The organism is Streptomyces sp. PSU-S4-23 (assembly GCF_055632315.1).
The window spans coordinates 6,605,301-6,629,239 of sequence record NZ_JBVMUU010000002.1 but is presented as its reverse complement, the minus strand read 5'-3'; the positions used below and the strand labels follow the sequence as shown (position 1 = coordinate 6,629,239).

At 71.3% G+C, this 23,939-nt stretch carries 22 protein-coding genes and 1 pseudogene; 8 read left to right on the top strand and 15 right to left on the bottom strand.

The window, feature by feature from the left end; translation table 11 throughout:
* Window positions 1-2 precede the first annotated feature (2 nt).
* The 3 genes and pseudogenes from ACZ79I_RS30155 to ACZ79I_RS30145 all read left to right on the top strand — a co-directional run.
* Entirely contained in the window at window positions 3-1,808 is a 1,806-nt protein-coding gene (locus tag ACZ79I_RS30155) for a DUF3556 domain-containing protein (RefSeq protein ID WP_471501305.1), read from the top strand.
* Window positions 1,805-3,214 (top strand): phytoene desaturase family protein, encoded by a 1,410-nt coding sequence (locus ACZ79I_RS30150; RefSeq protein ID WP_471501303.1) that lies wholly within the window; start codon window positions 1,805-1,807, stop codon window positions 3,212-3,214. The genes ACZ79I_RS30155 and ACZ79I_RS30150 overlap by 4 nt, the downstream gene beginning before the upstream one ends.
* 113 nt (window positions 3,215-3,327) lie before the next feature.
* A pseudogene (locus ACZ79I_RS30145) lies at window positions 3,328-3,537 on the top strand (transposase); the annotation flags it as partial.
* A gap of 454 nt (window positions 3,538-3,991) precedes the next feature.
* Here the strand turns inward: ACZ79I_RS30145 and ACZ79I_RS30140 are convergent.
* Entirely contained in the window at window positions 3,992-5,008 is a 1,017-nt protein-coding gene (locus ACZ79I_RS30140) for an AraC-like ligand-binding domain-containing protein (protein WP_471501301.1), read from the bottom strand.
* A 253-nt stretch (window positions 5,009-5,261) separates the two neighbouring features.
* Here ACZ79I_RS30140 and ACZ79I_RS30135 point away from each other — a divergent pair, with 253 nt between their 5' ends.
* Entirely contained in the window at window positions 5,262-5,693 is a 432-nt protein-coding gene (locus tag ACZ79I_RS30135) for a hypothetical protein (protein ID WP_471501299.1), read from the top strand.
* Window positions 5,694-6,003: 310 nt separating this feature from the next.
* Complete coding sequence (locus ACZ79I_RS30130) at window positions 6,004-6,777, top strand: hypothetical protein (protein WP_471501297.1); 774 nt, start codon at window positions 6,004-6,006, stop codon at window positions 6,775-6,777.
* Window positions 6,778-6,853: 76 nt separating this feature from the next.
* Here the strand turns inward: ACZ79I_RS30130 and ACZ79I_RS30125 are convergent, their stop codons facing one another.
* The 3 genes from ACZ79I_RS30125 to ACZ79I_RS30115 all read right to left on the bottom strand — a co-directional run bounded on the left by ACZ79I_RS30125 (window position 6,854) and on the right by ACZ79I_RS30115 (window position 10,816).
* Window positions 6,854-7,024, bottom strand: a complete 171-nt coding sequence (locus ACZ79I_RS30125; RefSeq protein WP_471501295.1) for a hypothetical protein — start codon at window positions 7,022-7,024, stop codon at window positions 6,854-6,856.
* A gap of 272 nt (window positions 7,025-7,296) precedes the next feature.
* Window positions 7,297-8,625, bottom strand: a complete 1,329-nt coding sequence (locus ACZ79I_RS30120; protein ID WP_471501293.1) for a class I SAM-dependent RNA methyltransferase — start codon at window positions 8,623-8,625, stop codon at window positions 7,297-7,299.
* A 139-nt stretch (window positions 8,626-8,764) separates the two neighbouring features.
* Window positions 8,765-10,816: an APC family permease gene (locus tag ACZ79I_RS30115; RefSeq protein WP_471501291.1), complete on the bottom strand. Its 2,052-nt coding sequence runs from the start codon at window positions 10,814-10,816 to the stop codon at window positions 8,765-8,767.
* A 219-nt stretch (window positions 10,817-11,035) separates the two neighbouring features.
* Here ACZ79I_RS30115 and ACZ79I_RS30110 point away from each other — a divergent pair, with 219 nt between their 5' ends.
* Together ACZ79I_RS30110 and ACZ79I_RS30105 are read left to right on the top strand one after the other, a co-directional pair.
* The gene (locus tag ACZ79I_RS30110; RefSeq protein ID WP_471505312.1) at window positions 11,036-11,707 is read left to right on the top strand and encodes a potassium channel family protein; all 672 of its coding nucleotides are present in this window, start codon (window positions 11,036-11,038) and stop codon (window positions 11,705-11,707) included.
* Window positions 11,707-12,378, top strand: a complete 672-nt coding sequence (locus tag ACZ79I_RS30105) for a potassium channel family protein (protein ID WP_471501289.1) — start codon at window positions 11,707-11,709, stop codon at window positions 12,376-12,378. Before ACZ79I_RS30110 ends, ACZ79I_RS30105 begins: the two co-directional genes overlap by 1 nt.
* A 95-nt stretch (window positions 12,379-12,473) precedes the next feature.
* Here ACZ79I_RS30105 and ACZ79I_RS30100 read toward each other — a convergent pair whose 3' ends face one another.
* From ACZ79I_RS30100 to ACZ79I_RS30065, 8 genes are all read right to left on the bottom strand, one after another.
* Window positions 12,474-13,223, bottom strand: coding sequence for a DUF3159 domain-containing protein (locus tag ACZ79I_RS30100; RefSeq protein WP_471501287.1), 750 nt, complete (start codon window positions 13,221-13,223; stop codon window positions 12,474-12,476).
* A gap of 3 nt (window positions 13,224-13,226) precedes the next feature.
* A complete protein-coding gene (locus tag ACZ79I_RS30095) occupies window positions 13,227-13,625 on the bottom strand; it encodes an OB-fold nucleic acid binding domain-containing protein (protein ID WP_381081032.1) in 399 nt (132 codons plus the stop codon).
* A gap of 88 nt (window positions 13,626-13,713) precedes the next feature.
* The gene (locus ACZ79I_RS30090) at window positions 13,714-14,397 is read right to left on the bottom strand and encodes a response regulator (protein WP_471501285.1); all 684 of its coding nucleotides are present in this window, start codon (window positions 14,395-14,397) and stop codon (window positions 13,714-13,716) included.
* The gene (locus ACZ79I_RS30085; protein ID WP_471501283.1) at window positions 14,394-16,943 is read right to left on the bottom strand and encodes a DUF4118 domain-containing protein; all 2,550 of its coding nucleotides are present in this window, start codon (window positions 16,941-16,943) and stop codon (window positions 14,394-14,396) included. Before ACZ79I_RS30085 ends, ACZ79I_RS30090 begins: the two co-directional genes overlap by 4 nt.
* Window positions 16,944-17,122: 179 nt before the next feature.
* The gene (locus tag ACZ79I_RS30080) at window positions 17,123-18,334 is read right to left on the bottom strand and encodes an alginate lyase family protein (protein WP_471501281.1); all 1,212 of its coding nucleotides are present in this window, start codon (window positions 18,332-18,334) and stop codon (window positions 17,123-17,125) included.
* Between the two features lie 166 nt (window positions 18,335-18,500).
* Window positions 18,501-19,268 (bottom strand): DUF3710 domain-containing protein, encoded by a 768-nt coding sequence (locus ACZ79I_RS30075; protein ID WP_471501279.1) that lies wholly within the window; start codon window positions 19,266-19,268, stop codon window positions 18,501-18,503.
* Between the two features lies 1 nt (window position 19,269).
* Window positions 19,270-19,785, bottom strand: coding sequence for a dUTP diphosphatase (dut, locus tag ACZ79I_RS30070; protein WP_471501277.1), 516 nt, complete (start codon window positions 19,783-19,785; stop codon window positions 19,270-19,272).
* Window positions 19,782-20,366 carry a PaaI family thioesterase gene (locus tag ACZ79I_RS30065; protein WP_471501275.1) on the bottom strand — a complete coding sequence of 195 codons (585 nt, stop codon included), beginning with the start codon at window positions 20,364-20,366 and terminating at the stop codon, window positions 19,782-19,784. The genes dut and ACZ79I_RS30065 overlap by 4 nt, the downstream gene beginning before the upstream one ends.
* A 58-nt stretch (window positions 20,367-20,424) precedes the next feature.
* On the opposite strand from ACZ79I_RS30065, the gene ACZ79I_RS30060 reads away from it, so the two are divergent.
* The gene (locus tag ACZ79I_RS30060; protein ID WP_471501273.1) at window positions 20,425-20,886 is read left to right on the top strand and encodes a DUF3093 domain-containing protein; all 462 of its coding nucleotides are present in this window, start codon (window positions 20,425-20,427) and stop codon (window positions 20,884-20,886) included.
* A 122-nt stretch (window positions 20,887-21,008) separates the two neighbouring features.
* Here ACZ79I_RS30060 and ACZ79I_RS30055 read toward each other — a convergent pair whose 3' ends face one another.
* The 3 genes from ACZ79I_RS30055 to ACZ79I_RS30045 form a co-directional block, all read right to left on the bottom strand.
* Window positions 21,009-22,001, bottom strand: coding sequence for a hypothetical protein (locus ACZ79I_RS30055; RefSeq protein ID WP_471501272.1), 993 nt, complete (start codon window positions 21,999-22,001; stop codon window positions 21,009-21,011).
* Window positions 22,002-22,014: 13 nt separating this feature from the next.
* Window positions 22,015-22,311: a DUF4193 domain-containing protein gene (locus ACZ79I_RS30050; protein WP_003993510.1), complete on the bottom strand. Its 297-nt coding sequence runs from the start codon at window positions 22,309-22,311 to the stop codon at window positions 22,015-22,017.
* 394 nt (window positions 22,312-22,705) lie between these two features.
* Window positions 22,706-23,938, bottom strand: a complete 1,233-nt coding sequence (locus ACZ79I_RS30045; protein WP_471501271.1) for a sensor histidine kinase — start codon at window positions 23,936-23,938, stop codon at window positions 22,706-22,708.
* Window position 23,939: the final 1 nt, after the last annotated feature.

Sequence of the window (23,939 nt, the reverse complement as noted above, 5' to 3'; positions counted from 1 at the left end):
GCATGGCCTTCAAGACCCCCGTCCTCCCCGCCGTCGACCCCGAGGAGTTCCTGCGGCGCCCGTTCTTCGAGCGGGTGAGGGTGCTGAGCACGTTCTGGGCCGGAAACGGCTTCGGCAGCCCGTGGGTGCTGCACCTGGTCTACGTCCTCAAGCTGGTCGGCCTCTCCACGATCGGCGGTCTGCTGGTCGTGACCGCCACCTCCGACGTCGGCGGCCTGCTCGACGTCGGCCGGTGGTGGGACGAGCCGATCGTCTACCAGAAGCTCGTGCTGTGGGTGGCGCTGCTGGAGGCCGTCGGCGTCGGCGGCGCCTGGGGTCCGCTCACCGGCCACTTCAAACCGATGTACGGCGGGGCGCGTTACTGGCTGCGGCCGGGCACGATCCGGCTGCCACCGTGGCCGCGCGTGGTGCCGTTCACCCGCGGTGACCGGCGCGGTGTCGTCGACGCTGTGCTGTACGCCGCGGTCCTCGCCGCCCTGGCCGTGGCCGTCGTGCTGCCCGGGGCCGGCACCGCGGCACTGTCCGCCGCCCGCCCGCAGGTGACCGGGGGCCTGGTCCAGCCGGTACTGTTCGCGGTCCCGGCCGTCCTGCTCGTGCTCCTCGGCCTCCGCGACAAGGTCCCCTTCCTGGCGGCACGGGGCGAGCAGTACGTCCCGGTGATGGTCGTCTGCGCCACGCTCGACTTCACCGACATGATCATCGCCGCGAAGCTGATCATCGTCATCGTGTGGGTGGGCGCCGCCGTCTCGAAGTTCACCCGCCACTTCTCGTTCGTCGTGCCCCCGATGGTGTCGAACGCGCCGTTCATGCCGAGGGCGGTGCGGCTCGGGCACTACAAGAACCCGCCCGCGGACCTGCGTCCCTCCGGCCTGGCCCATTTCATGGCTCATGTGCTGGGAACGCTCGCCGAATTCGCCGTGCCGCTCGTGCTGCTGTTCAGCACCGACCGGGAGCTGACCCTCGTCGCCGTCGCGTGCATGGTGCTCTTCCACCTGTTCATCACCTCGACGTTCCCGCTGGCGGTGCCGCTGGAGTGGAACGTCCTGTTCGCGTACACCGCGATCTTCCTGTTCGCCGGGCACCCGGCCGGCGAGGGCTACGGCCCGCTCGACTTCAGCGAGCCGTGGACGCTGCCGGTGATCGCGGGTGCCCTGCTGTTCCTGCCCGTACTGGGGAACCTGCGCCCGGATCTGGTCTCCTTCCTGCCCTCGATGCGCCAGTACGCCGGGAACTGGGCGTCGGCGGTCTGGGCGATGGCGCCGGGTGCCGAGGAGCGGCTGAACGAACTGCCGATCCCGGTCGAGACGCACAACCGGCAGTTGCGGGCCCTCGGCTACTCCGCCCCGGAAGCCGAGATGGCGATGCAGATGTTCATCGCCTGGCGCTCGATGCACACCCAGGGCAAGGGGCTGCTGTCGGTGGCGCGGACCTACCTCGGCGACGACCTCGACACTTACACCGTGCGTGAGGGCGAGATCGGCGCCAACCTCGTCGTCGGCTGGAACTTCGGCGACGGCCACCTCCACGACGACCAGCTGATCGAGGCGATGCAGCGACGGCTCGGCTTCGCCCCCGGCGAGTTGGTGGTCTTCTGGGTGGAGTCCCAGCCGATCCACCGGCCCGTGCAGGAGTACTTCGTGATGGACGCGGCTCTCGGGATCGTCGAGCGCGGCCGGTGGGACGTGCGCGACCTCGTCGACCGGCAGCCGTGGCTGCCGGACGGGCCCGTCCCGCTCCAGGTCACCTGGCGGCACCCGCGGCACCACCCGGTGCACCGAACGGCGAACGGCGAGGGGGCGCTCGCATGACGACGGCGGTCGTGGTCGGCAGCGGGCCCAACGGGCTCGCCGCCGCCCTCACCCTCGCCGCCGCGGGCGTGCGGGTCCGCGTCATCGAGGCGGCGGACGTCCTCGGCGGCGGCACCCGCTCCAGCGAGCTGACCCTGCCCGGCGTGGTCCACGACGAGTGCTCCGGCATGCACCCCCTCGCGCCCGGCTCCGCCTTCGCCGAGCGGTTCGACCTGGCCGGGGCGGGCCTGTCCTGGCGCTGGGCCCCGGTCGAGTTCGCACACCCGCTCGACGGCGGGCGCGGCGCGGTCGCGATCCGGTCGGTGACCGCGACCGCCGCCGGGCTCGGGGAGGGCGGCCGGGCGTGGCGGCACACGTTCGGACCGCTCGTGAAACGGTTCGGCACCATCAGCCGGGAGTTCCTGCAGCCCGTGCTGCACCTTCCGCGGCACCCGCTCCACCTGGCCCTCTTCGGCGCCTACGCCGGCCTTCCCGCCACGCTGCTGGCGCGCCGCTTCCGCACCCCGGAGGCCCGGGCGCTCTTCACCGGCGTCGCCGCGCACGCCTTCCGGCCCCTGGACACGCTCGCCTCCTCGGCGATCGGGGTCGCGCTGACCACGGCCGCGCATGCCTTCGGCTGGCCGGTGGCCGAGGGCGGTTCGGCCGCGATCCGGGACGCGGTCCTGGTCCGCGCGGCCGAGCACGGCGTCCAGTTCGAGACCGGCCGCCGGGTGACGTCGCTCGACGAGCTCGGCGGTCCCGACCTGGTGATGCTGGACACCTCCCCGGCGGCGGCCACCCGGATCGCGGGCGCCCGGATGCCGGCCCGCGTGCGCCGCGCGTACCTGCGGTACCGCCATGGACCCGGCGCGTTCAAGGTCGACTTCGCCGTCGAGGGCGACGTGCCGTGGACGCACGAGGGTTCACGCTCGGCCGGCACGGTGCATCTCGGCGGCGGCATGGAGGAGATGGCGGCGGCCGAGAAGGACGTGGCCGCCGGCCGGATGCCGGAGCGGCCGTTCGTGCTCGTCGGCCAGCAGTACCTCGCCGACAGGACCCGATCGGCCGGCGACGTGCACCCCCTCTACGCCTACGCCCATGTACCGGCCGGCTACACCGGCGACGCGACCGAGGCGATCACCGCGCGGATCGAGCAGTTCGCCCCCGGCTTCCGCGACCGGATCCGGGCGACATCGGTGCGTTCCACGACGGAGATGAGCCTGCACAACGAGAACTACGTCGCCGGCGACATCGTGACCGGCGCCAACGACCCCTGGCAGCTGGCCTTCCGGCCACGCGCGGCGCTCGACCCGTACGCCACCGGCGTGCCAGGGGTCTACCTCTGCTCCGCCGCGACTCCGCCCGGCGCCGGCGCCCACGGGATGTGCGGCTACAACGCGGCGCGGCGCGCACTCGCCCGGCTCTGAGGCCGGGTCCGGGTCCCCCGCTGCCGGGCGGCCCTCGCGGGGCTCGGCACAAGCCGCCCGCGAGTCCGCCCGGCAGCGGGGGACCACTCGGCAGGCAGCGGCGCGCACCGGGCATCCTGTCCCGCTTTCGGGTCGGGTTCCACGCATGCCTCTAGGCCCGAGCGGACGCGCTCTTCGAGCTCACGGACGCGGTGCCGTGCACGGACGGACCGGTGAAGACCCTGGTCGAGTTGTCGCTGGCGGTCGAGCACCGGCGTGGGCACGGCGCCCTGTACGCCGCGCTGGACCGGGGCTGGATCGAACCAGCACGGCTGCGCCCCGCGTCCGGCCCTGCGGTGTCCGGTCTGGGCATACGGGGATCCAGCCGGGCCGCCTCCCACCACCAGGTCTCAAGCAGTTCGGCCTCGAACCCCGGCTCCACGTCCTCCGCCCGGTAGTACGGCTCGCCTCGCGTGCCGGGCTGCCGGTAGAGGTCCCCGTATCCGGCGCAGCCGATGTCGTCGTCCCTCAGCCGCCCGAGCGTGGGATTCGGCGCAGGGCGAGTCCGACCCACCACGCATCGCTGGTTCGTCTTCCGCCAAAGGGGTCTCGGGGCTGTCACGTTGCCGCCCCACCCCGTGCACCATGACAACCCGGCTCGGAGCCGGTCCCCGACCTGGGTGAGGTCGGTGAAGTCGTTGGAGACGTTGACGGCGACGCCCCTGCCCCGGCATAGACACGCACGCCCGCACCAGACCGCCACCGGCATCGGCCGGGCGCGGCGACGACCCCGTGCGCTCAGCCCCGAGCGGTGCCCGGAGCGGCCTCCGCTCTCCGCTCGCACCGCCTCCTGCCCGCACCCGACATGACCAGCAGCCGGTACCCGCCCGGCGCCACCCCCTCCCTCTTCCGGAACGCCCGACTGAATTCGGACGGCCGGGGAAACCCCCAGCGCGCCCCGATCGCGTGCACCGGAACCGCATGGAGAGCGGGGTCTGCCAGGTCGCGGCGGCAGCGGGCGAGTCGGTGTTCGCGGATGAGCGACGACGGGGTCGTGCCCTGTTCCCGGAAGACCTGCTGCAGATACCGCGCCGAGATCCCGTGCGCCTGTGCCACAACGGCCGGGGAGAGGTCCGGATCCCCGAGATGGCGCTCCACGAAGGCGACGCACTCCAGGAACAGAACACGGCGCCGTGATTCCGGAGGCAGCAATGGGGTGCGGTTGGCGAAGTGCCCCAGGACGACCGCGGCCAGGTCCACGGCATTCCGGCCGACCCGCGCCAGATCGCGCGGTGAAAGCTTCTGGTACTCCTCCGTCATGCCGCGGAGCAGCCCCGCCAGCAGCTTCCCGAGCCCCGCCGTCGTCGGCAGCGGCACTGCCAGCAACTCCTTCACCCGCGGTTCCGGCAACCGGATCGACTGCTTGGGAAACTGCAACACCAACGCCCTCGACAGGGTCCGGGTGACCGTGGCCGACGCCGTGAGCGGCAGCGAGCTGTCGTAGAGCACCATCTCACCGGGTCTGACCGTGGCCTGCCGCCGTGCCTGCTCAATGCCCTGAACACCGCTGGCGGGTATGGCGATCACGTACTGCTCCGGATCGTCGCGCCGGATGAGCCGTGGCGTCCGTTCCGCGATCAGCGCGCTGTAGCTGGTCTCCAGCACTTCTCCGGCCCCCAGGAACATGGACACCAGACGACCCCGGGAGTCCCCCGGGTCCAGGAAACGGCAGTTCATCGGCAGCGTCGCACGAGTGATGGCCTCCTCCCATGCGGACGCCCGGTCGGAGCGAGGCAAGTCCTCGAGATCGAACACAGCATGCACGACATCCCCCCTGAGCCCCGGTCCCATCGTGAGTGCCCGCGTCACCTGTACGACAGTGCGCCGTCGGCCAATCACAGTGCGCATCCGGCACATGCCCTCCGCACACCTCGACCGGCAGAGTGACTCCGACCACTCCGACCAATGCACCCCCTTCGTGCGAACAGGGATGAAAGGTCGGCGTATCCGACGTCCGCCCCATCCGTCACGGACGTAGGACCCATCCGTCACAAGACTGGAGACAGACATGCGCATCCGCAGAAGGCTAGGCCTCACCGCCGCCGCGGCCGCGATAGCCGCGACGGCCGGGTTGCTCGCAGGCGCCGCTCCGGCCTCCGCCGGCCCGAACTGCGCCTCCGGGTACCACTGCGTCTTCTACCTGGGGATCAACGATTCGGCCCGCCACTCGTACTTCGACTCCGACAGCAACTTCGCGGGCGACACCTTCAACCAGCTCACGTCCCGGACGGGCGGCGGCCTGAGCGTCAACGACAACACGGTGTCCGCCAGCAACTCCAGCACGGGCGGCTACGAGAGCCACTACTACTACAACTCCGGTTACAGCGGATTCCTGTTCTGCGTGAACCCGGGCTCCTACGTGGACTACCTGCCCAGCAGCCTGCAGAACCGGGCGAGCTCCCTGCAACTGCGGGGCACCACCACCATCAGCTGCTACTGAGTGGCCCGGCCGGTGGAGTGGGGGCGGCAGGCCACCGGGCCGCCCCCGCTCTCCGGACCCGCGCAACCCACACACCCGGGCCGGCTGCCCACTCACATCGCCAGCGCGGAGGAACGCCCCCATGCCACCGACGAGTTCACAGGCCAGCACGGCCAACTCACCCCAAACACCCCATCCCCAGTTGCTTTTGAGGTCACGCCGAAAGGCCGCCACCGCCGCCCTCATCACCGCATCCGTCGTACTGGCGGGGACGATCGGCTGGTCCCTCAGCCACGACGGCGCACCCCGACGGCCCCCGCAGCCAAGCGACTTGACGGCCCTCCACACCGCCCTTCCGCTGTACGGACTGCTCAACTCCTCGCCGGAAACGGCTCGCCAGGTGCACCGGGCGGAACAGTCACTCATCGCCGCCTGCATGGCACATCACGGCTTCCATTACGACCAAGCACCCGACCCCGCCCCGGCCGCAGCGGAAACGGCAGGCACCGCCAAGTCCTACTTCGGCATCGAATCCGTCGGCCCGGAGGGGGCGCCTGGGCAACAGCCGGTCGAACACAATCGGGGTGAGGACTTCGACCGCGCCCTCTACGGCGACCCCGCCCGACGGATCTCCGCGCAGAACAAGGTCATTCGTGTCACCCACCCTGCCACCGGCTGCCTCGCCGAGGCCGAGACCCGCCTCCTCGGCAAGAACGGCCGGCAACGGCATCTCACCCTGCGCCTCGTGCTCGACCAGGGAGAACGCGACGCGGTGGACGCCCTGGCCGACGCCCCCGCCCTGCACGCCGCCGACGCCGACTGGCGCACGTGCATGGCGGACGCGGGCATCAAGACCCCGAACCCTCGCGACTTCGCCCAGCACCTGCCCAAGGACACGGACCTCACCACCGATCGTTCGGTCACCGCCGACCTCACCTGCAAGAAGCGCACCCACTACCTGGAGCGCGCCTACGGCCGCCTTGCGGTGATGCAACGGACCTGGTTGACCCGCCATCAGGAGCAGGTAGCCGAATGGACATCCCTCCGCACCCATGAGGCCCGGGAGGCCCGCCAGGTCCTGCTGACCGCGGCGGACAACCGATGACGCCGGGGTGCCGATCCCGCCCGGCTTCGGGCCCTTGCCCCATCCGCGCTCGTGAGTCGGTGACAGCGCGGGGAGCTCAACGGGCGGCGGCCAGCACCCGGGCCGGCTCGGCCCCGTAGGCGCCGGTGCCCTCCACCCCGACCACGGCCAGCTCGCCGTGTGAGCGCATCCAGTCCCGCAGGTCGCGGTAGCCGCGGACGGTGGCGGGACCAGTCGGCCGGGTGCCGGCCCACCGGGATGACCTCATACGGCCTGGCCAAGCCGCGCCAGCGTATGGGCCTGTACCGCACCGTCCTGCACGAGGGCCTGCACGACGACCTGCCCCGCCACCTCAACCAGGACCTGCTCCTCCAGCTGTGGCCGGAGCTGCGCACCCTCCTCGGCCGCACCGTGCGCGCCGTATGGGACCTGCGCCCGCGCGCGGCGGCAGATGACGCTGCCATGGCCGCTCTCCGCACCTGGGCCGTGGAGTGGCCCAGCCCCGCCCATGAACCACCCTGGCCTGCTGCTATCTGGGCGTCAGGAGCCCTCAACCACCGGTTCGAGGACGGCGACGCACTCCACGTGATGCGTCATCGGGAACAGATCGAACGCCCGCAGCGTCCGCACCCGGTACCCCCCGTCCCGGAAGTACCCCAGGTCCCGTGCCAGGGCCGCCGGGTCGCAGGCGACGTAGGCGATCCTCCGCGCTCCCAGGGTCGAGAGGTGCTCCACCGTCCTGCGGCCCGCGCCCGCGCGCGGCGGGTCCAGGACGATCAGGTCGGCCTCCGTGATACCGGTGCGCGGGAGGACCGATTCGACCTTGCCCTGTTCGATGCGGACGCGGTCGAAGTCCGCCAGGTTGTGCCGGGCGTCCTCGACGGCACGCCTGCCGGACTCGATGCCGAGGACGGCGCCCTGCTCGCCGAGCCGGTCGGCGAGCGCGCCGGCGAAGAGGCCGACGCCGCAGTACAGGTCGAGCGCCGTCTCGCCCTTGCGCGGCAGCAGACCCTGCATCACCGCCGTGACCAGGGTGTCCGCCGCCTTCGGGTGGACCTGCCAGAAACCGCCGCCGCCGACGCGGTAGGTGCGGCCGTCGGCGCGCTCGCGGACGAAGGGGCGTCCGTGGACGCGGTGCACCCCACCGGACCTCTCGTCGACCCGCAGCACCGACACCGGCCGGTCCAGTTCGACCAGCGGCAGCCGTGCGCCCGGCTTCGGTGTCAGGATCACCTGGCGGTCCTGCGAGCCCGTCGCCGCGATCGCCTCGACGGAGTCCATGCCCGTCCAGTCCCGCTTCTCGATGCCCAGCTCGCTGACGCCCTCCGCGGCGATCATGCAGTGGTCGATCGGCTCCACCTCGTGCGAGCGGTGCCGGCGCAGGCCCGCCCTCCCGGACACGTCCACCGCGTACTGGACCCGCGTACGCCACTTCGGCACCTCACCGGCCGGCAGCTTGTCGCCCTCCGCCGGTACCACCGTGCCGTCCCAGCCCGTCTCCTCCGGCGTGAGACCCGCAAGCCGCCTCAGCTGCTCGGCGATCACCTCGCCCTTCAGCCGGCGCTGTGCGCCCGGCTTGGCGTGCTGCCAGTCGCAGCCGCCGCAGCGGCCGGGGCCCGCGTACTGGCACGGCGCCTCGATGCGGTCCTTCGACGCCTGCAGCACCCGCACCGCGTCCGCCCGCAGGAAGCGGTCCCCTTCCTCGCCCTCGGTCACCCGCGCCACGACCCGTTCGCCGGGCAGCGTGTGCCGCACGAAGAGGACCTGGCCCGCGTCCGTACGGGCGATGCAGTGACCGCCGTGGGCGACGGGGCCGATCTCGACCTCGTACTCCTCCCCCACCAGCGACTTCTTGGGTTCTGCCTGCATGGCGGGACGGCTCCAGGTACGAGAGGGGAACGGAAGGGGCGGCTGCGAAGCGGCGCGGCCGGACAACAGCCCACCAGTCTACGCGGGTGTCGTCCGGCCGGTCGCCACGAGCCGGAGGGGCGGCGGGCCCCTGCGGACATCAGCCCTTCGGGGCCGACGACTCCTTGGACCGCTGCTCCGCCGGCCCCCGCCGCACGGAACCCGGCGCGTTCCACTCCTGGCGCTTGCGGGCGCGGAGCCTCGCCGCCTCGGAGGACTGCAGCTGGTACGGCACGGAGGTCACCATGATGCCCGGCGTGAACAGCAGCCGGCCCTTCAGCCGCAGCGCGCTCTGGTTGTGCAGCAGGTGCTCGTACCAGTGGCCCACCACGTACTCGGGGATGATCACGGACACGGCGTCGCGCGGGGACTCCCGCCGCAGGCTCTTGACGTACTCGATCACCGGGCGCGTGATCTCGCGGTACGGCGAGTCGAGGATCTTCAGGGGCACGTCGATGCCGCGCCGTTCCCACTCGCTCCTCAGCGCCTTCGTCTCCGCCGGGTCGACGTTGACGCTGAGCGCCTCCAGGGTGTCGGAGCGCATCAGCTTGGCGTAGGCCAGGGCGCGCAGCGTGGGGCGGTGGATCTTGGAGATGAGCACCACGGAGTGCACCCGCGACGGGCGCACGGTGTCGTCGCTGCGGTCCTCGGGGGCGGCGATCTCGTCGGCCACGCGGTCGTAGTGGCGCCGGATCGCGGTCATCGTCGCGTAGAAGATGCACATGCCGAGCAGCGCGACCCAGGCTCCGTGCGTGAACTTGGTGACCAGGACGACGACCAGGACGAGTCCGGTGAAGAAGGCGCCGAAGGCGTTGATGGCCCGCGAGCGGATCATGTGGCGGCGCTTGGCCTGGTCCTTCTCGGTGGCCAGATGGCGGTTCCAGTGCCGGACCATGCCGGTCTGGCTCAGCGTGAACGACACGAACACACCGACGATGTACAGCTGGATCAGCCGGGTCGAGTCGGCGCCGTAGAGGACGATCAGCAGGGTCGCCGTGCCCGCCAGCAGCACGATGCCGTTGGAGAAGGCCAGGCGGTCGCCGCGGGTGTGCAGCTGGCGCGGGAGGTAGCGGTCCTGGGCGAGGATCGAGCCGAGCACCGGGAACCCGTTGTAGGCGGTGTTGGCGGCGAGGAACAGCACCAGCGCCGTGGCCGCCGCGAGCACGATGAACAGGAAGCTGCCCTTGCCGAAGACGGCCTCGGCCACCTGCGAGATCACCGGGTTCTGGACATAGCCGGAGCCCACCGCCACGCCGTTGTGGATCAGGTCGGTGGCCGGGTTCTCGGCCATGCGGACCTTGGTCGCCATGGCCAGGACGATGATGCCGCAGAACATGGTGACGGCGAGCAGGCCCATCGCCGCGAGCGTGGTCGCCGCGTTCTTCGACTTCGGCTTGCGGAAGGCCGGGACGCCGTTGGAGATCGCCTCGACGCCGGTGAGCGCCGCGCAGCCGGAGGAGAAGGCGCGCAGGAGCAGGAAGACCAGGGCGAAGCCCGCCAGGCCCTGGTGCTCGGCCCTGATGTGGTACGCGGCCGTCGGGGCCCGCATGGTGTCGCCGAGGGCCAGTCCGCGGAAGGCGCCCCATGCGATCATGATGAAGACGCCGGTGACGAAGACATAGGTCGGGATCGCGAACAGCGTCCCGGACTCCCTGACCCCGCGCAGGTTCATCAGCGTGAGCAGCACGACCACGGCGACCGCGCAGAGCACCTTGTGCTCGACGACGAACGGGATCGCGGAGCCGAGGTTCTCGATGCCGGAGGCGATCGACACGGCGACCGTGAGGACGTAGTCGACGAGCAGGGCGCTGGCGACGGTGAGACCGGCCTTGGGGCCGAGGTTGGTGGTCGCCACCTCGTAGTCGCCGCCGCCGCTCGGGTACGCGTGCACATTCTGCCGGTAGGAGGCGACCACCGTGAACATCAGGACGACGACCGCGAGCGCGATCCAGGGGCTGAAGTGGTAGGCCGTCACGCCGGCGATGGACAGCACCAGCAGCACCTCTCCGGGCGCATAGGCCACGGAGGAGAGCGGGTCGGAGGCGAAGACGGGGAGGGCGATGCGCTTCGGCAGGAGCGTTTCGGCCAACCGGTCACTGCGCAGGGCGCGCCCGATCAGGATCCGCTTGGGCACGTCGGTCAGTTTGGACACAACAGAGAATCGTAAAGCTTCGAACTGGAGGTCGCCCACCTACAGGTGGAGACATGCCTCACGAGTCAGACCGGGCGGGGCTGGAGTGCGGCTGATCGACAAAGCCGTCCGACGCACGTGCACGGGGGTGCCCCGCGCGGACCGTGCCTGTGTAGCTTGGGCGGCGGTCTGAGAACCTGAGGGAACCTAGCTGTCATCATGGACATCGGAAGGACGGTCGTGCACATCGTCATCATGGGCTGCGGAAGAGTGGGCTCCGCTCTCGCCCAGACCCTGGAGCAACAGGGGCACACGGTCGCCGTGATCGACCAGGACCCCACCGCCTTCCGACGACTGGGCTCCGGGTTCGGCGGCCGTCGGGTCACCGGAGTCGGCTTCGACCAGGACACGCTGCGCGAGGCGGGCATCGAGGAGGCCGGCGCCTTCGCCGCCGTCTCCAGCGGCGACAACTCGAACATCATCGCCGCGCGGGTCGCCCGCGAGATGTTCGGCATCGAGAACGTCGCGGCCCGTATCTACGATCCCCGCCGCGCCGAGGTCTACCAGCGCCTCGGCATTCCGACGGTCGCCACGGTCCGCTGGACGGCGGACCAGATGCTGCGCCGTCTGCTGCCGTCCGGCGCAGAGCCGCTGTGGCGCGACCCCACCGGTGGCGTCCAGCTCGCCGAGGTGCATGCCTCCCCGGCCTGGGTCGGGTACAAGATCAGCCGGCTCCAGGAGGAGACCGGCGTGCGCGTGGCCTTCCTCACCCGACTGGGCGAGGCGATGCTGCCGACCTCGCAGACGGTGCTGCAGGAGGGCGACCTGGTACACGTGATGATGCGGACGGACGACGTCGAGAAGGTCGAGGCGGCGTTCGCCGGGGGGCCTGAAGGAGAGGGCGGGCACTGATGAGGGTCGCCATTGCCGGTGCCGGTGCCGTGGGCCGCTCGATCGCGGGCGAACTCCTGGAGAACGGGCACGAGGTTCTGCTGATCGACAAGGCGCCGACCGCGATCTCGGTCGAGCGCGTACCGCAGGCGGAGTGGCTGCTGGCCGACGCCTGCGAGATCACCTCTCTGGACGAGGCGGCGCTGCAGCGCTGCAATGTGGTGATCGCCGCGACGGGCGACGACAAGGTGAACCTGGTCGTGTCCCTGCTGGCGAAGACGGAGTACGGCGTCCCGCGCGTCGTGGCCCGTGTCAACAACCCCAAGAACGAGTGGCTCTTCAACGAGTCCTGGGGAGTGGACGTGGCCGTCTCCACCCCGCGCCTGATGTCGGCCCTGGTCGAGGAGGCGGTGAGCGTCGGCGACCTGGTGCGTCTGCTCCGTTTCAGCCACGGCGACGCGAACCTCGTCGAGCTGACCCTGCCGCCGGAGTCGGCCCTGGCGGGCACACAGGTCGGCGATGTGCTGTGGCCCGAGGACACGTCCCTGGTGACGATCATCCGCGGTACCCGCGTTCTGACCCCGTCCCGGGAGGACTCCCTGGAGGCGGGCGACGAGCTGCTGTTCGTGGCGGCCCAGGCGCGAGAGGAGCAGTTGGAGGAGCTGCTGTCGGTACGGCGCGAGGACGCCTGAGCGCTCTGCGGGCAGTCCGGTGGACCACCTGCGGTCCGACGGGGGTGCCCCCTGAGAAGGGCGCGCGGCGACCGCCGGGCGCCCTTCTCCCGGACCTACGACTCCCGGCGGTGGCGCCCCGCGGGGGCCTCGTGCCCCTCGGCGGCGGCCTGCCGTGCCTTCTCGGCCTGCTCCTCGGCCTCCATCTCGGCGAACACGTCGATCGGCGCGGGTGCCTTCGCGAGGAACACCCAGGTGAGCCAGACGGCGAGCAGGAACGGCGGGATCTTCAGCGCCACCAGGACCCAGCCGAGCTGGGCGGTGTCGGCCCACCAGTACAGGGGGAACAGGATCGCGCACTTGCCGAGCAGGATCAGGCCCCACGCCCAGCTCGCCTTCGCGTACGCCTTCTTGCGGCCCGGGTTCCGGGTGCGCCAGGAGAGGTTCTCCTTGAAGACCGGGCCCAGGATCAGGCCGATCAGCGGGACTCCGGCGAGCGTGGTGACGATGTAGGCCAGGCTCAGGCCCAGCGTGTAGAGCATGCCCGGCAGGTAGAAGTCCTTGGCGTTGCCGGTCATCATCGCGAAGACCACGCCGAACGCGACGCCGAACACACCGCTGAAGGCGTGCTTGACGGTGTCCCGCATCACGAGGCGGACCACCACCAGCAGCAGCGACACCACGAGCGCGGCGATCGCCGACCAGTGCAGGTTCTTGTTGACGGTGAAGACGGTGACGAAGAGGAGGCCGGGCACCACCGTCTCGACCATGCCCCGGACACCGCCGAACGCCTCGAAGAGCGCGGCCTCGGTCACCGCCCGGGAATCGTGCTGGGCGTCTTCGGTCGGCTTCTCGAGTGACGTCACCGGCTACTCCCGTCCGAGCGGTCTGAGTTCGTACTTGGGGTTGAACAGCACTCTGCGGCCCCGGCTCATCGAGATCCGGCCGGAGGCGATCAGCTTGCGCCCCGGCTCTATCCCGACGATGGAGCGCCTGCCGAGCCACACGACGTCCAGCGCGGCCGACCCGTCGAACAGCTCGGCCTCCAGGGCCGGGACTCCGGCTCGCGGACGCAGCGTGACCGTGCGCAAGGTACCAGTAACCGTGACGATCTGCCGGTCGTGGCAGTCACCGATGCGCGTACAGCCTGCGGTCTCCGCGTCCTCCCGCAGTTCCTCGGACTCCAGGTCCTCCCGCGACGAGGAAAGCCGGTCGAGCATGCGCCGGAAACGGCCCACCGGCTTTTCGGAACGAGGAACAGCACTCATACCGAAAGCGTACCGGGGTGCGCTGACACCGACGTACCCACGGCACCCCCCGCCCAACCGCCCGCCGCCGCCCGCCGCCCGGGCCGCCTCACCGCTCGAACCGGTACCCCATCCCCGGCTCCGTGATCAGGTGCTTGGGATGCGACGGGTCCGCCTCCAGCTTCCGTCGCAGCTGGGCCATGTACACCCGAAGGTAGTTCGTCTCCGTCCCGTACGACGGCCCCCACACCTCCTGCAGCAGTTGCCTCTGGCCGACCAGGCGGCCCGCGTTGCGCACGAGCACCTCCAGCAGATGCCACTCCGTGGGGGTGAGGCGCACGTCCTTCCCGCCGCGGTTGACCTTCTTCGCGGCCAGGTCGACGGCGAACCCCGCCGTCTCCACGATCGCGTCCTCCTCGCCGCCCAGGGTCGGCTCGGCCCGGCGGACCGCGGCGCGCAGCCGGGCCAGCAGCTCGTCCATCCCGAACGGCTTGGTGACGTAGTCGTCGGCGCCCGCGTCCAGCGACTGGACCTTCTCGTCCGAGGAGTGGCGCGCGGACAGCACCAGGATCGGCACCCGGGTCCAGCCGCGCAGCCCCTTGATCACCTCGACGCCGTCCATGTCGGGCAGCCCGAGGTCGAGCACGACGACGTCGGGGTGGCGCGCGGCGGCGAGCCGGAGCGCGGTCGTGCCGTCGGCGGCAGCGTCGACCTCGTAATCCCGCGCCTTCAGGTTGATCACGAGCGCGCGTACGATCTGCGGCTCGTCGTCGACCACGAGCACCCGGGTCATGTGGTTTGCCTTTCTGGTTCGGCGAGTCGTCCGGGGCCGTGCGGGCTCCCCGCGGCCCGGAGGGTGAGGACCATCGTGAGCCCGCCGCCCGGGGTGTCCTCGGCGTCGAGGGTGCCGCCCATGGCCTCGGCGAAGCCACGGGCGACCGCGAGGCCGAGGCCGACGCCGGCACCGCGCGGCGCGTCGCCATGGCGCTGGAAGGGCTCGAAGATGCGGTCCTTGGCGTGGTCCGGGACACCCGGGCCGCGGTCGACGACGCGGACCTCCACACGGTCGGCGAGGGCGCTCGCGGCGACCAGCACGGGTGTTGCCCGGGGGTTGTACTTGACCGCGTTCTCGACGAGGTTGGCGACCGCCCGTTCCAGGAGCCCGGCGTCCACGGCGACCATCGGCAGGGTCTCGGGGACGTCCAGCTCCACGCTGTCCTCGGGGACCCCGCCCAGCGCCATGGGCACCACCTCGTCCAGGTCGATCTCCCGGATCAGCGCGGTGACCGTGCCGGTCTGCAGCCGGGACATGTCCAGCAGGTTGCCCACCAGGTGGTCGAGTCGGTCGGCGCCCTCCTCGATCGCCTCCAGCAGCTCCGCGCGGTCCTCCTGCGACCACTCCACGTCGTCCGAGCGCAGCGAGGTGACCGCCGCCTTGATGCCCGCCAGCGGCGTCCGCAGATCGTGGCTGACGGCGGCCAGCAGCGCGGTGCGGATGCGGTTGCCCTCGGCGAGCGCGCGGGCCTGTTCGGCCTCCTGCCTCAGGCGCCGGCGGTCCAGGACCACGGCGGCCTGTGCGCCGAACGCGGCCAGCACCCGCCGGTCGGAGGCGGGCAGGACGCGTCCGGACAGGGCCAGCGCCATGTGGTCGCCGACCGGCACGTCCACGTCGGCGTCCTCCGGGCGGGCGACCGACGCGCCCGGGCCCACGCTGCCCGCGCAGGTCCACGGGTCGATGTCGCCGGTCCGCTCCAGCAGCGCCGCGCTCTCCATGCCGAAGGTCTCGCGCACCCGTTCCAGGAGCGCCTCCAGACTGGTCTCGCCGCGCAGCACGCTGCCCGCCAGGAAGGAGAGGATCTCCGACTCGGCGCGCAGCCGGGCCGCCTGGTGGGTGCGCCGTGCGGCCACGTCCACCACCGAGGCCACCGACACCGCGACGGCGATGAAGATCGCGATGGCGACGATGTTCTGCGGGTCCGCGATCGTCAGGGTGTGGACGGGCGGGGTGAAGAACCAGTTGAGCAGCAGGGAGGCCACAACGGCCGAGGCGAGCGCCGGCAGCAGCCCGCCGAGCAGGGCCGCGGCCACCGTCAGCGCCAGGAACGCCGGCATGTCGTTGGCGATGCCGGGGCCGGTGCCGATGCCGGTGAGCAGGAGGGTGAGGAGCGCGGGGCCGGCCACGCCGACCAGCCAGCCGGCGACGATGCGCGAGCGGCCGAGCCGGGCGCCCCGGGCCACGGGCAGACCGCGCCCCTTGGCGGCCTCCTCGTGGGTGACGATGTGCACGTCGAGATCGGGGCCGGACTCCCGGGCGACCGTGGCGCCGACGCCGGGCCCGAAGACGTACTGCCATGCCTTGCGGCGCGAGGAGCCGAGGACGATCTGGGTGGCGTTCACTCCGCGCGCGAAGTCGAGGAGCGCTGCGGGGATGTCGTCGCCCACCACGTGATGGAAGGTGCCCCCCAGGTCCTCGACCAGGGTGCGCTGGACGGCCAGCTCCTTGGGCGAGCCCGAGGTCAGCCCGTCGCTGCGGGCGATGTAGACGGCCAGGACCTCGCCCCCGGCGCCCTTCTCCGCCAGCCGCACCGCCCGGCGGATCAGGGTGCGCCCCTCGGGGCCGCCGGTGAGGCCGACGACGATCCGCTCGCGTGAGCCCCAGATGGCCGAGACACGGTGCCGGCTGCGGTACTCGTTCAGGTACTCGTCGACGCGGTCGGCCACCCAGAGCAGGGCGAGCTCGCGCAGGGCGGTGAGGTTCCCGGGCCGGAAGTAGTTGGACAGGGCCGCATCGACCTTGTCGGACGCGTAGATGTTGCCGTGCGCCATACGCCGGCGCAGCGCCGGTGGCGACATGTCGACCAGTTCGATCTGGTCCGCCCGGCGCACCACCTCGTCGGGCAGGGTCTCGCGCTGCCGTACGCCCGTTATCGACTCGACGACGTCGCCGAGGGACTCCAGGTGCTGGATGTTGACGGTCGAGACCACGTCGATCCCGGCGGCCAGCAGTTCCTCGACGTCCTGCCAGCGCTTGGCGTTGCGGGAGCCCGGGACGTTGGTGTGGGCGAGCTCGTCCACCAGGGCCACCGCGGGGTCCCGGCGCAGGACCGCGTCCACGTCCATCTCCGTGAAGCGGCTTCCGCGGTACTCCAGTTCCCTGCGCGGGATCTGCTCCAGGCCGTGCAGCATCACCTCGGTGCGCGGCCGGTCGTGGTGTTCGACGACGGCCACCGCGCAGTCCGTGCCCCGTTCGACGCGGCGGTGGGCCTCGGACAGCATGGCGTAGGTCTTGCCCACGCCCGGCGCCGCGCCGAGGTAGATCCGAAGCTTGCCGCGTCCCATGGCCTCATCGTCTTCCCGTCACGGCTGTGTGCGCCGTTTCGACCCTACGGTCCATCATCACGGCAGCCGGGGCGTGGTGTGTGACGAAGGGTGTCCTTGACGAAACCCTGATGCGGGTCGGGGGCCGCCGCCGCGCCCGGGGGCCACGGCGGCGGGGGCGCGACCGTGCCGCACAGCGGTCAGCCGGGGTTGTCGCCGTGGGTGAGGGTCTCCCAGGCGACGAAGAGGTTGTTGCTGCCGGCCGGGCGGTTCCGCTCGGTCAGCGCCTGGGTGCTGGTCATCGCGATGCCCAGGCGGTTGTGCAGGGCGTTGTAGCCGACCTCGGTGACCGGGCCGAGACCGAGGGTGAGGGATCCGCCGCACAGCCAGCTCGGCACGGCCGCGCCCAGTTGGTACCTGGACTGGAATCCGAGCGCCTGCCGCAGCCGTTCGCCGACGTCGGTCCCGTACAGGTCCCGGCCCTGGATCCGGCTGGTCTCGGCGACGTGCGAGATCGCCGAGATGCCGTAGCCGGTGTGGGTGAGGTCGCGGCAGGTCTCCTGGGTGAGGCCGGTGACGAAGGCGGACTGTCCCTGCCAGTACTTGACGATCTTGTCCCTGGTGTCGAGGTTCTGGCTCGGCACGGTCCTGGGCAGGTCGCCGTCGGAGGCGAGGTAGACGTACGCCGCCGTCCGCGTCCGGAACCTCGCCATCGCCGTGTCGTACGACGCCCGGTCCCCGAGGAAGACGGAGATGCCGACGGCGGCCTCCATCATCGACAGCTCCCAGTTGCCGTTGGAGTGGGAGCCCCCGATCACCTCCGGCAGGTAGACGTCGCGGAGCATGGCGGCGAAGCGGCCCGCGTTCGCCCAGGTGCCCGTGTAGGTGTACTTGATGATCTCCGCGGCCTTGGGCCAGGAGGAGCCGGCCCAGCCGGTCTGCAGGGGCGCGTTGCTGTTGGTGTGGCTCCTGAGGACGGCCGACCAGGCGTCCATCAGCTCGATGGACTTCTCGGCGTACCGCTCGTCACGGGTGATGTACCAGGCGAGGGCGTCGGTGTACGCGGCGATCGCGTCCCCGCGTTCATCGGTGCAGCCGTGGTCCGGGTTGGAGTAGGAGCCGCACTCGACGGTGGCGCGGGGCTTCGGGGTGCGGTTCAGGTCGGCGTACGCGCTCGCCGTCATCTGGTCGAAGGCGCCCTTCCAGGGCTGGGCTCCGGCCGCGACCCTGTCGCGCGCGAAGTCGAGCTGGGCCCTGGAAACGGTGACTCCGGGGTGGACGAAGGCGGCGGGGGCCGCCTCGGCGCGACGGGCCGCCGGCTGGAGCAGGAGGCCGCCGGTCAGCGCGATGGCCAGTGTCAGGAACAGTAAGGCGTGCGATCTGCGGCGATGACGTGGGGGAGCAGCAGGCATACGACAGCCATCCGTTCTCACATGTGAACGATGAGCGTCCCCTTGAACGCTCGATGGCCCGAGACGATAGGTACAGACCAACTGCCGGTCAAGGGTCCGCACACGAAAAGGCCGCACCCCTGAACCAGGGGCACGGCCTGCCTGATCGTTCTGTCCCGCGAGGCGGTCAGCGGACCTCGGTGATCTCGGGGCCGCGCTGCAACTGGCCCATGCCGCCGGAGAAACGGGAGGCGCCCTCGTCCTGCTGCATGCCCTCGGGCACCATCTGGGCGTCGTTCGGCAGCTTCAGGACGATCGGATCGCGCGGCGCCATCGGGCCCTCGCCGCGCACCACGACCGTGTCCCGGAAGATCTGCTCCAGCAGGCCCGCGGCCTGCGGCTGCACGGCGCCCTGGCCGGAGATCACACCCCGCAGGAACCAGCGGGGACCATCCACACCGACGAACCGCACGACCTGGAAACCGCCCGTGCCGTCCGGCAGTTGCACCGGCACCTGTGCGCGCAGCTCCCAGCCCAGCGGGCCCTCGACCTCGTCGACGATGCCGCCCTGCTGGGTGATGCCGGAGGCGATCTCCTCGCGCACCTCGGCCCAGATGCCCTCGCGCTTGGGCGCGGCGAACGCCTGCAGCTGAACGGCACTGTCGCGCAGGACGACGGTCGCCGCCACGATCGCGTCACCCGCGACCTCGACCCGCAGCTCCATGCCGTCCACCCCGGGCACGAACAGCCCGCCGAGGTCCACGCGGCCCTCACCCGGCTCACGGATCTCGGAGCTGTCCCAGGGTCCGTCGGGCCTGGGTTCCGGTTCGAGCCGCACGCGCTCGCGCTCGCGCCCGACCTCTTCCTCCGCCTCAGTGTCGACACCGTCGACGACCTGCTCGGCCTCGCCGGCCGCGTCCTCGGCGGCACCCTTCTTCTTGCGACGTCCGAACACGTCACTGTCCTTCCCGGTCGGATACGACCGAAGCGTATCGATTCCCGCCCGCCTCGCCGCCCACAGCGGCATGACCGCCGGTGGACCCGAAGCCCCCCTCGGCCCGCGCCGAATCGGGAAGCTCCGCGACCTCCTGGAAGCGGACCCTCTCGACCTGCTGGACGACCAGTTGGGCAATCCGGTCGAAGCGCTCGAACCGCACGGACTCGCGCGGGTCGAGATTCACCACGATCACCTTGATCTCCCCACGGTACCCGGCATCAACCGTCCCCGGGGCATTCACGAGGCCGACACCGCAGCGGGCGGCGAGACCCGACCGCGGGTGCACGAAGGCCGCGTATCCCTCGGGCAGCGCGACGGACACGCCCGTGGGCAGCACGGCCCGCTCCCCCGGCCGCAACTCACAGCTCTCGGTGGTGCGCAGATCGGCCCCCGCGTCGCCGGGGTGCGCGTACGCCGGAAGCGGTACGTCGGGGTCGACGCGCCGGATCAGCACCTGCACGGCCTCACGGCTCACGGGTTCACCTCGAAGGCGCGAGCGCGCCGCACCTGGTCCGGGTCGTCCATGGCCGCCTTGATCTCCTGAGGGCGGCCGTGGTCGATGAAGTGGTCGACCTTCACCTCGATGAAGAGCGCCTGAGCCCGCACGGCGACGGGCCCGTCGGGGCCGCCTATCCGCCCGGTCGCCCTCGAATAGATCTTCCGTCCGGCCACCGCCGTCACCTCGGCCTCCAGGTGCAGCACGGTACCGACGGGGACGGGCCGCGCGAAGTCGGTCTCCAGCCGTCCGGTCACCGCGATGGTGCGCAGCAGCCAGTTCAGCGAGCCGAGGGTCTCGTCCAGGGCGGTCGCGAGGACCCCGCCGTGGGCGAGGCCGGGCGCGCCCTGGTGAGCGGGCTGGACGGTGAACTCGGCGGTGAGGGACACGCCCTCACCGGCGCGCGCCGCCAGGTGCAGCCCGTGGGGCTGCTCTCCCCCGCAGCCGAAACACTGCCCGTAGTGTTCGCCGAGCAGTTCGCCCGGGGCGGGAGCGTCAGGGTGCCGTATCGGCGCCACGGCATCGGCGGGGGGCATCAGAGCTGCGGAAGTACCACTCACAGCCGCAGACCTTACCCGCGCGTGAACGGGTCGCCGACACCGTGCCAAGCTTGGCTCCATGCAGCTCTCCGCGACACCGTACGAAGAACGCCTCACCGCGCCCCGCTCCTGGTGGCTGATGTGCCTCCTGACCGGGACCGCCGTGGCCCTGGTCCTGCTGCCCTTCGGCACGCTGCCGATGCTCGGCGGCCTGGTCGGCGGCACGGCGGTGTCGGCGGTCGTGGCCAGCTCGTACGGATCGGTCCGCATCCGCGTGGTGGGCGGCTCGCTGATCGCGGGCGAGGCGAGGGTCCCGGTGTCGGCGCTCGGTGACGCGCAGGTCCTGGACCCGGAGGAGGCCCGCGCGTGGCGCACGCACAAGGCGGACACGCGCGCCTTCATGCTGCTGCGCGCGTACATCCCGAAGGCCCTGAAGGTCGAGGTCACGGACCCGGCCGACCCGACGCCGTACCTGTACCTGTCGACCAGGCAGCCCGAGCGGCTGGCGGCGGCGATCGAGTCCGCGCGGGCGGCGGCGTAGCGGCCGGCTTGCCCGCGGCCCCTTCTGCGCGGCGCGGGCGGCGTCGCTGACGACCGCGAGAGGACGACCGCGAGAGGACGACCGCGAGGAGCGGCCGGAAGACCGGCCCGGTCGTGGGGTTCTCAGAGGTCTTCGCGTGCTTCGAAGCCTTCGCGTGCCTCGAAGCCTTCGGGTGCTTCGAAGCCTTCGCGTGCTTCGACGTCTTCGCGTGCCTCGAGTCTCTCGAGTTCCGGGGAGCGGGCCGGCTGCTCCAGCGGCGGCAGCTCGGGCAACGCCTCCCACGGGACCTGCATCCTGCGCAGATCCCTGCGGATCCGCTCGGCGACCCGTTTGGTGTCCCGCCGGTTCATGACCGCCCCGACGGCGGCCCCCACCATGAACGGCATCAGACTCGGCAGATCCCGCACCATGCGCTTGGTGATCTGCTGCCGCAGCTCGCGCCGCATCTGCCCGCCCAGGGCCGCGTCGATCGTCGACGGCTTGGTCACGTCGATCCCGCGCTCCCCGGACCAGGACCTCAGATACGCCACACTGCGCTGGGCCAGGCCACCGGGCGGCCGCAGCCCGTAGACCTCGTGCAGTTCGGCTATCAGCTTCAGTTCGATCGCCGCGACGCCGGTGATCTCCGCGGCCAGTTCGGTCGGCATGGCCGGCGGCACGGGCAGCATCGCCGCCGCCCCGATCCCGGCCCCGACCGCTGCGGTCGCCCCCGCAGCGCCGGCGACGAGCTTGTCCGCGAGCTCCTCGGGCCCCAGGCCGGGAAACTGCCCACGGAGCGTCCTGAGGTCCCGTACGGGTATCCGGGGGGCCGTCTCGATGATCCGGTCGGTGACGTACGCCAGGCCCTCCCTGGCCCGGCTGCCGCCCTTGCGGACGCCCTCCCGGATTCCGTCCCGGACGGCGGCAGCACGGCGTCGCGCCAGGGGTGCCGGGGGATCGGCCGGCACCACAGGCCCCACCAGTGCCGCAGGGGCGTCTGCCGGTTCGAGCGAGGCTGTTCCCCTGCCGGAAGAGCCTCGCTCGTCGTCACGCACGCCGTGGAAGCCGGAATCCGGCTCCGAGTCCGCTCCCCAGCGCGGGAAGCGGCGCTTCCGAGGAGGGGTCGAGCCGGTCACGGCCGACCCCGCCTCAGTCGCAGTCGCGGCAGATCGGCTGACCGTTCTTCTCGCGGGCCAGCTGACTGCGGTGGTGCACCAGGAAGCAGCTCATGCAGGTGAACTCGTCCTGCTGCTTCGGCAGCACCCGGACGGCCAGCTCCTCGTTCGAGAGGTCGGCGCCCGGGAGCTCAAGGCCCTCCGCGGCCTCGAACTCGTCGACGTCCACAGCGGAGGCGGACTTGTCGTTCCGCCGGGCCTTCAGCTCTTCAAGGCTGTCGGAGTCGACGTCGTCGTCGGTCTTGCGTGGGGTGTCGTAATCCGTTGCCATTTCGCTCTCCCCCTCTGGGTGTCTGCGGGTGTCTCCAGCGCACGTAACGCGTGAGAGGCCGGACTTGTGCCCGCCTCGAGGCGGAGATTTTGCCTCACATCAAGGTCTGTTACTCAATCGACACCCAACCGGACTCCTCAAGAGTGATCGGGTTGGATGGCGAACCGGACCGTACACGGTCTCCGTGCCACACTTCAAAGGCATCTCACCGTGTACTTCCCGTGATCAAGCCCCTGGAAAACCTGGATTTTTGCGGTCTTACGGGGGCAGAAAGCGTCACGGAGAGTAGATGGCCGGAATGACACGCGTGTGATCGATCACACAGGGTCCCGCCGGAGGGGCCGCCTGGAAATTCCGCGCAAAGCGAACACCAGCCCGGTTCGGCGGCGGGATCTCAGACGGGGAGGGTGACCCTCATGATCAGCCCGCCTCCTTCTCGGGGCTGCGCGGTGATGTGACCGCCGTGGGCGCGCGCCACGGACCTCGCGATGGACAGGCCGAGGCCCACCCCCTTGTCGCTGCCCGTGCGCTCGGTACGCAGCCGCGTGAAGGGCTCGAAGAGGTTGTCGATCTCGTACGCGGGGACCACCGGGCCGGTGTTGGAGACCACCAGGACCGCCTGGCCGTGCTGGACCGCGGTGGTCACCTCCACCCAGCCGCCCTCGGGGATGTTGTAGCGCACCGCGTTCTGGACGAGGTTCAGGGCGATCCGCTCCAGCAGCACACCGTTGCCCTGGACGACCGCCGGGGCGCGCTCGCCGCGGATCTCGACGCCCTTGGCCTGCGCCTCGGCGTGCACCTGGTCGATGGCCTGGGTGGCGACCTCCGCCAGGTCGACGGGCCCCCGCTCGACGATCTGGTTGTCGCTGCGGGCGAGCAGCAGCAGCCCCTCCACCAGCTGTTCGCTGCGCTCGTTGGTGGCCAGCAGCGTCTTGCCGAGCTGCTGCAGCTCGGGGGACGCCGAGGGGTCGGACAGGTGCACCTCAAGGAGCGTGCGGTTGATCGCGAGTGGCGTGCGCAGCTCGTGCGAGGCGTTGCCGACGAACCGCTGCTGGGCCGTGAAGGCCCGCTGCAGCCGCTCCAGCATGTCGTCGAAGGTGTCGGCCAGCTCCTTCAGCTCGTCGTCCGGGCCGTCCAGCTCGATGCGGCGGGAGAGGTCCGAGCCGGCCACCGCGCGCGCGGTGCGGGTGATCCGGCCCAGCGGCGACAGCACGCGGCCCGCCATCGCGTACCCGAACGCGAAGGCGATCACGGCGAGGCCGAGCAGGGCCAGCAGCGAACGGCTGAGCAGGTTGTCCAGGGCGTGCTGGCGCTGCTCGTTCACGCAGGCGTTCAGGGCGTTGTTGAGCTCGTCGGGCGTCGGCTGGGACGGGAAGTTGCAGGTGTTGCTGGCGACCTGGCCCGAGACGATCTTGAACGGCAGGTCGCTGCCCACGTTGAGCGCGTGCGCCGCGAAGAGGTAGATGATCGACAGCAGCAGGATGCCGGCGATCAGGAACATGCCGCCGTACAGCAGCGTGAGCCTTATCCGGATGGTCGGGCGCAGCCAGGGGAAGGGCGGCTCCGGCCTCCTGGGGTCCCAGGTGGGCTTGGGCGGCGCCGTGGGCGGTGCTGGGGTCGTGGCCACA

Excerpts from the sequence above, each read along its gene's own strand:
- ACZ79I_RS30155 (WP_471501305.1), top strand. The coding sequence starts at position 3 with ATGGCCTTCAAGACCCCCGTCCTCCCCGCCGTCGACCCCGAGGAGTTC.
- ACZ79I_RS30150 (WP_471501303.1), top strand. The coding sequence starts at position 1,805 with ATGACGACGGCGGTCGTGGTCGGCAGCGGGCCCAACGGGCTCGCCGCC.
- ACZ79I_RS30135 (WP_471501299.1), top strand. The coding sequence starts at position 5,262 with ATGCGCATCCGCAGAAGGCTAGGCCTCACCGCCGCCGCGGCCGCGATA.
- ACZ79I_RS30125 (WP_471501295.1), bottom strand. The coding sequence starts at position 7,024 with ATGAGGTCATCCCGGTGGGCCGGCACCCGGCCGACTGGTCCCGCCACC.
- ACZ79I_RS30120 (WP_471501293.1), bottom strand. The coding sequence starts at position 8,625 with ATGCAGGCAGAACCCAAGAAGTCGCTGGTGGGGGAGGAGTACGAGGTC.
- ACZ79I_RS30105 (WP_471501289.1), top strand. The coding sequence starts at position 11,707 with ATGAGGGTCGCCATTGCCGGTGCCGGTGCCGTGGGCCGCTCGATCGCG.
- ACZ79I_RS30095 (WP_381081032.1), bottom strand. The coding sequence starts at position 13,625 with ATGAGTGCTGTTCCTCGTTCCGAAAAGCCGGTGGGCCGTTTCCGGCGC.
- ACZ79I_RS30090 (WP_471501285.1), bottom strand. The coding sequence starts at position 14,397 with ATGACCCGGGTGCTCGTGGTCGACGACGAGCCGCAGATCGTACGCGCG.
- ACZ79I_RS30085 (WP_471501283.1), bottom strand. The coding sequence starts at position 16,943 with ATGGGACGCGGCAAGCTTCGGATCTACCTCGGCGCGGCGCCGGGCGTG.
- ACZ79I_RS30080 (WP_471501281.1), bottom strand. The coding sequence starts at position 18,334 with ATGCCTGCTGCTCCCCCACGTCATCGCCGCAGATCGCACGCCTTACTG.
- ACZ79I_RS30060 (WP_471501273.1), top strand. The coding sequence starts at position 20,425 with ATGCAGCTCTCCGCGACACCGTACGAAGAACGCCTCACCGCGCCCCGC.
- ACZ79I_RS30050 (WP_003993510.1), bottom strand. The coding sequence starts at position 22,311 with ATGGCAACGGATTACGACACCCCACGCAAGACCGACGACGACGTCGAC.